Genomic DNA, 6,249 nt, shown 5'->3' on the forward strand with positions numbered 1-6,249 from the left:
TGCAGTGCTATTCATTTGCATCGCTGATCGCATTCGCTTCTCTGGCCGCTTTTTTGGCTTTCGCACGAGCAACGGCTGCAGCGACCTTGGCCTTTTTCTCAGCTTCGGGACTGAGTGGTGCGCTTGGTTTAGCGACTGAGCTTGATTCATCGCCTAATTGAGAGCCTGATTCAGAGTCTGACTCATTGGTCAATTCAGGCTTAGCGCCTGCTGTTAACTCAGGCTGAACTTCGGTAACCTCACTCGATTCAACTTGCTGCGCGGCGGCTTTTTTGGCTTTAGCATGGGCAACGGCTGCAGCGACTTTGGCCTTTTTCTCATCTTCGGGACTGAGAGCTGCGCTTGGCACTGTGTCAGATTCAGTGCCTGAATCTGACTTAGCGTCTGCTGCATGCTCGGGCAGAACCTCTTTAACCTCTGTCGACTCAGCCTGCTGCGCGGCGGCTTTTTTGGCTTTCGCACGAGCAACCGCAGCAGCTACTTTGGCCTTTTTCTCATCTTCGGGACTGAGTGGCGCGCTTGGAATAGAGCTTGACTCTGATTCTGGCTTAGCGTCTGCGGCTAGCTTGGACTGAACCTCGGTAACCTCGCTCGATTCAGCCTGCTGCGCGGCGGCTTTTTTGGCTTTAGCACGGGCAACGGCAGCAGCAACCTTGGCTTTTTTGTCATCCACTTCCGCGTTAGCCGTCGTTTCAGTTGCTGGCTTATCTGTGTTGTCTGTCGCGATGTCAGTGTCGCCATTGGCATCTGAGTCGGCTTTTAATGCGGCTTTTTTCGCTTTGGCGCGAGCGATGGCTGCGGCGACTTTATCTTTTTGCGATAAAGACTCGGTTTGTTCAGTTGGCTCGCTTGGTTTAGAAGAAGCTGTTTGCTCAGAAGAGACGGCTTGTTGAGACGATTCTGCATCATCGGCCCCTTGAGCCGCAGCGGCGGCTTTCTTGGCCTTGGCTCGAGCAATCGCTGCGGCAACGGCCGCCTTACCCTTAGGCGCCTCAGTGCTGCTTGCATCAGCCGCAACGATCTCAACCGGAGCGTTATCCGCTGAGGTTTCTGCCGCAGCCGCTTTTTTGGCCGCAATCCGCGCCATGGCTTCGGCGACGGCATTCTTATCCGTTGAGGTCATTGTCGCTTGGCGACGCGCAGCGGCTTCTTTAGCCTTGGCTTCGCGGGCGAGTTTTTCTTCCTCGAGGCGTTGAATACGTGCCTCGAAGCGCTGTTTGGCGCGCTCGGCTTGATGTTTTTCATCGGCGGCTTGTTTTAGCGCCGATTTAGCGATGCGGTAATATTCCACCAGTGGAATATCACTGGGGCACACATAACTACAGCAACCGCATTCGATACAGTCTTTAAGGTTGTAGCTGGCCGCCTTGTCATACTCTTCCGCTTTTGCATGCCAAAACAGTTGTTGTGGTAGCAGGAGTGCAGGGCAGGCATTGGCACATTCGCCGCAGCGAATACAGGCCTTTTCCTCTGGTGTTGTTCCAATCTCTTGACTGCTGGGCACCAAAATACAGTTTGTGCCTTTTAAAATCGGCACTTGGATGGTTGGTAACGCATGGCCCATCATAGGGCCGCCAATAATCACTTTTTGTTCGGCTTCGGCGTTAAATTCAGTGTGTTTGAGCACATGCTCAACGGGCGTACCTATGGGTAACCAATAGTTGCCGGGCTTACCCACATTTTGGCCAGTAACTGTCACCACACGTTCAATCAGTGGTTTACCTTGGGTCACGGCTTGGTGAATCGCAAACGCGGTTCCCACGTTATGCACGACAATGCCAAGCTTAGCGGGGATGGAACCTGAGGGCACTTCACGCCCCGTGATGATCTGAATAAGCTGCTTTTCACCGCCAGAAGGATACTTAGTTGGGATAGCTGTTACCCGGGTGCTGCCCGCTGGGAGCGTGGATTGAATCACCGCCTGTTGCATAGCTTTAATCGCTTCGGGCTTGTTGTCTTCAATCGCTATCACAATGCGCTTGGGCGCTAGGAGGCGATGGATAATCCCAATACCCGCCAGAATGTCTTGGCTGTATTCGCGCATTAAGCGATCGTCGGCGCTGATATAAGGTTCACACTCCACGCCGTTGATAATCACTAATTCGATTTCACTGACGGGATTAAGCTTGATATGGCTTGGGAAGGCGGCGCCCCCCATACCGGCAATGCCTGCACCATGGATTTTGGCAATCATCTCATGATTGCTGAGCTCAATTGAGCCTGGCGTTAACTCGCACCAGCGGTCTTCACCATCGGCGGCAATCACGCAGGTATTGACCGGCAAGGCCGAGGCGTGGTTACTGGCTCTTGGCTCAATGGCAACCACAGTGCCAGAGGTTGGCGCATGCACGGGTAAATGCCAAATCGAGGTGCCTTGAGTTAATGGCGCGCCTTTTAATACTTTGTCACCCACTTTGACCGCAAGAGTGCAGTTCTCACCGACCTGTGGCACAGGTATTAAGTATTCCTGCGCTAATGGCAGTTGGCTAATTGGCGTGGTGTTGGAGAGGAATTTGACTTCAGGTGGATGAATGCCACCGGGTGAGCGCCAAAGGGTTCCTTTATCTAATTGATCTAATAAAGTCAGCACCGCTTATCCTCTCTTTTCTTCGTGCGGGGTCTCTTGAATAAGAGTCACGGGAATGGCATTTAAGCGCCAGTTCCAGTTTTTCAGATTTTGGCTCACAGGGATCATATCGATACAGTCAACGGGGCAGGGCTCGACACAGAGATCGCATCCAGTGCAGTCAGCCGTGAGCACGGTATGCATGAGTTTGCCCGCGCCAATAATGGCATCGACAGGACAGGCCTGAATACACTTAGTGCAGCCGATACACTCATCTTCGCGAATGTAGGCGACTTTTTTGACTTGGGACTGAGCCTCGGCATTGAGCGGCTCTGGCTCGACCCCCATTAAGTTGGCGAGCTTTTCCATGGTCGCAGTGCCGCCGGGAGGACACTTGTTGACTTTATCGCCATTGGCAATGGCTTCTGCGTAGGGGCGGCAACCGGGATAACCACATTGACCGCATTGGGTTTGTGGCAGAATCGCTTCGAGTTCATCGACAATGGGATTGCCTTCAACCTTAAATTTTAAGGCAGCAAATCCGAGTAATACCCCAAAGAACAATGCCAATAGGGTCAGTAAGATAACGGCAATAAACATGGTGGACATCTATTTAACCAATCCTGTGAATCCCATAAAGGCTAAAGACATTAAGCCTGCGGTGATCATGGCAATCGCGCCGCCCTTAAACGGCATGGGCACATCGGCGGCCGCTAAACGTTCGCGCATCGCGGAAAACAGAATTAACACTAAGGAAAAACCTACCGCAGCCCCAAAGCCATAGATAGCTGACTGAATAAAATCGTGTTTCTCGTTCACGTTTAACAGGGCCACACCCAGTACGGCACAGTTAGTGGTGATCAATGGCAGATAGATCCCGAGCGCTCGGTGTAGGGAGGCACTGGTTTTTTGCACCACCATCTCAGTAAATTGCACCACCACAGCAATGACCAGAATAAAGCTCATGGTACGCAAGTAGCTGAGGTCAAAAGGCAATAATAGATATTGGTTGACGAGGTAACTGAGAATGGATGCCAAGGTCAACACGAAGGTGGTCGCCATGGACATGCCAATAGCGGACTCCAATTTACTGGAGACCCCCATAAAAGGACATAAACCTAAGAATTTCACTAATACGAAATTGTTGACCAGTACGGTGCTGATCAACAACAGGAGATATTCACTCATCTCAATACTTGTCTAAACGGATCTTGGCCGTATTATCGACTTTTCCGTTTGCATAAACAACATATAGAATGCAGGGTTAACTATCTTTACTGTAAATTTGCGCGCTCCATTAACCCTGCGCTGGCTTAAATTTGGTCAGTTAAGGTAATGGCCTGTGGCTGGGCAATATAATAGCCCTGCAAACCATCGACGAGGAGTTTTTCGAGGGTCAGTTTTTCCTCTTGGCGCTCGACACTGGTGGCGATAACTCGAATGCCGATGCGTCGTGCCACATCCACCATCATCCGCACGAAGAACTTATTATTGCTGTCTTCATCGATTGATGAGGTGTAGCTGCCATCGAGCTTAATGTAGTCTGGGCGCACTTCACTGAAGAATTTGAAGGAGGTAAAGCTCATTCCAAAGCGCTCAATTGAGACCCGTGAACCGACACTATGGACTTCTCGAACAAACTTATAGCTTGCCCCTAAATTAGCCTGCATGCCGGATTCGTTGATCTCAAACACTAGGCGAGAAGCGATGTATTTATGCTTGCTCAATACATCCCTTAACCAGCCGACAAACAGTTCTTGATGGGCCGAAAAGGCGCTGATATTGACGCCAAAGTTGCCGCTAATGGTTGGATTTTCTTTAAGCATTCTTAATGTGCTGATCACCACTAATTTATCTAATTCGGTGCTCATGCCGTGGCGCTCGGCCATGGCGATGACGGTGGTGGTAGGTAAAAACTTGCCTTCGTTGTTGTAAAAACGTGCGAGTAGTTCGCGATAGACCTCGACATCATTGCGGCAAGGCTGAATCGGCTGTTGAAAAAATTTCAACGCTTGGCGGGTGATTAAGTCGTTGATTGCCACTTTCCAACGGTCATCCCCAAACTGCTCGTCACCGTTGAGTTTCTCTTGAATATGGAAACTATTGGGGCCAAGGGTTTGCGCTATGCTGACGGCGGTGTCCGCCAATGAGAGCAAATTAACGGGATCGGTCCCCTGTTGATAAGGCACTAAACCAATGTGCGCCACCGATTCGGCTCTGGTCATTTGTTGGTATTCATCGAGGAACACTTTAAGTTGTTCTAAAAACTTAGGACCGTCTTTTAACACTAAGTCAGGTAAAAAAATCGCAAAATCGGCACTGGAGACACGGTAACACTCAGAATCGGGATATTTTGAACAAGCCTTACGAATACAATTGGCAACACTCGCAAGATAATCATCACCGGCGGAGCGGCCTTGTAATTGGTTCACATGGGAAAGTTCAGTCGCTTTGACCATGGCTAACAGCCCGAGTTGTGGGATGCTGCGGTTACTGATGCTTTCTAATTTAGTGGTAAAAGGTGGGCGACTGCCAAAACCAGTCACAGGATCTTGATAGGCGGCTTTATGTAATTTTTGATTTTCTTGGGTCAGTAAATCCAGTTTAGATTTGAGCTGAGTTCGGCAGTCTTCTAAGGCTAATTTCACTGGCGTCATTTCACCGTTCAGCTTCGAAGATTCAATGGCGGAAAAATTCATGTCAGGAATATGGGAGATATACTCTGCCGCATAACGGATAGCTGATTTTAATTTGTTGATAAGCAAAATAAAAACAACCATCAACAGGATATAGGTCAGCACCAATACCATCCCCAATTGCTGGGTACTGGTGATGGCATTTTCAATCGCTTGATCGGCACTCAACTTAACCTGTAAACGCCCCGCAGCCAGTTTTTGCGTATGGGATAAATCTAAGGCAAACAATCCGGCTAGCGGGTGAGGGCTCTGGGAGTTGAGATCGCCCTGAGTAAAATTGAGTTGTCCGTCGGTATCATCGACATATTGGAAAAATTGCAGCGGATAATGGCTGGCAATACTTTGGTAAAGCTCGGCGCCATTGCCCTGCCATTGGGTAAAGTTACCCATGTACTGTTTAAAGTTATTGAGCTCTTGCTGTTGCTGCACTTGGAGCTGATTATTTTCGTTGTGATAAATCCAACCAAACAGCCCTAAAAAAATCAGCAATAAAAAGATGGGATATGATTTAGACATCGCCATAAAAATCCGCTCTCAATGTGGTGAAGTATTTGCGGACAGAATATTAAGAGAGTGCTCAGTCAATATCCCTATCTGCGTGATGATACTCGGAATTTTGGTTAACAAACTGCTTACAGTGTAACCGTATTTGGCGTAAAACAGAAATGAAAACACACGCCTAGATGACGAGTTATTGGAGCTTAGAAGATTGGATGGACTCGCAAGAAAGTGGCTCCCCTGACTGGACTTGAACCAGTGACATACGGATTAACAGTCCGCCGTTCTACCGACTGAACTACAGGGGAGTAGAAGGTGCGATATTGCTATCGACTTGAGATATCATCTTGAAAGTGGCTCCCCTGACTGGACTTGAACCAGTGACATACGGATTAACAGTCCGCCGTTCTACCGACTGAACTACAGGGGAGTAGATGATGCGATATTACTATCGACTTTAACTTGTCTTGCGTTAGTGGCTCCCCTGAC

At 49.2% G+C, this 6,249-nt stretch carries 4 protein-coding genes and 2 tRNA genes; all 6 read right to left on the bottom strand.

Annotation, left to right across the window (positions count from 1 at the left end):
* Positions 1–7: 7 nt before the first annotated feature.
* Complete coding sequence (gene rsxC / locus B5P39_RS12230) at positions 8–2,590, bottom strand: electron transport complex subunit RsxC (protein WP_088211689.1); 2,583 nt, start codon at positions 2,588–2,590, stop codon at positions 8–10.
* Between the two features lie 3 nt (positions 2,591–2,593).
* The gene (gene rsxB, locus B5P39_RS12235; protein ID WP_088211690.1) at positions 2,594–3,175 is read right to left on the bottom strand and encodes an electron transport complex subunit RsxB; all 582 of its coding nucleotides are present in this window, start codon (positions 3,173–3,175) and stop codon (positions 2,594–2,596) included.
* Positions 3,176–3,754, bottom strand: a complete 579-nt coding sequence (gene rsxA, locus B5P39_RS12240; RefSeq protein ID WP_011717121.1) for an electron transport complex subunit RsxA — start codon at positions 3,752–3,754, stop codon at positions 3,176–3,178.
* Between the two features lie 125 nt (positions 3,755–3,879).
* A complete protein-coding gene (locus B5P39_RS12245) occupies positions 3,880–5,784 on the bottom strand; it encodes an EAL domain-containing protein (RefSeq protein ID WP_088211691.1) in 1,905 nt (634 codons plus the stop codon).
* Between the two features lie 208 nt (positions 5,785–5,992).
* A tRNA-Asn gene (locus B5P39_RS12250) sits at positions 5,993–6,068 on the bottom strand.
* 46 nt (positions 6,069–6,114) lie between these two features.
* Positions 6,115–6,190, bottom strand: a tRNA-Asn gene (locus tag B5P39_RS12255).
* Between the last annotated feature and the right edge of the window lie 59 nt (positions 6,191–6,249).

The sequence above is a fragment of the Shewanella sp. Shew256 genome (genome assembly GCF_002196695.1).
In the GTDB taxonomy this organism is placed as follows: domain Bacteria; phylum Pseudomonadota; class Gammaproteobacteria; order Enterobacterales; family Shewanellaceae; genus Shewanella; species Shewanella mangrovisoli.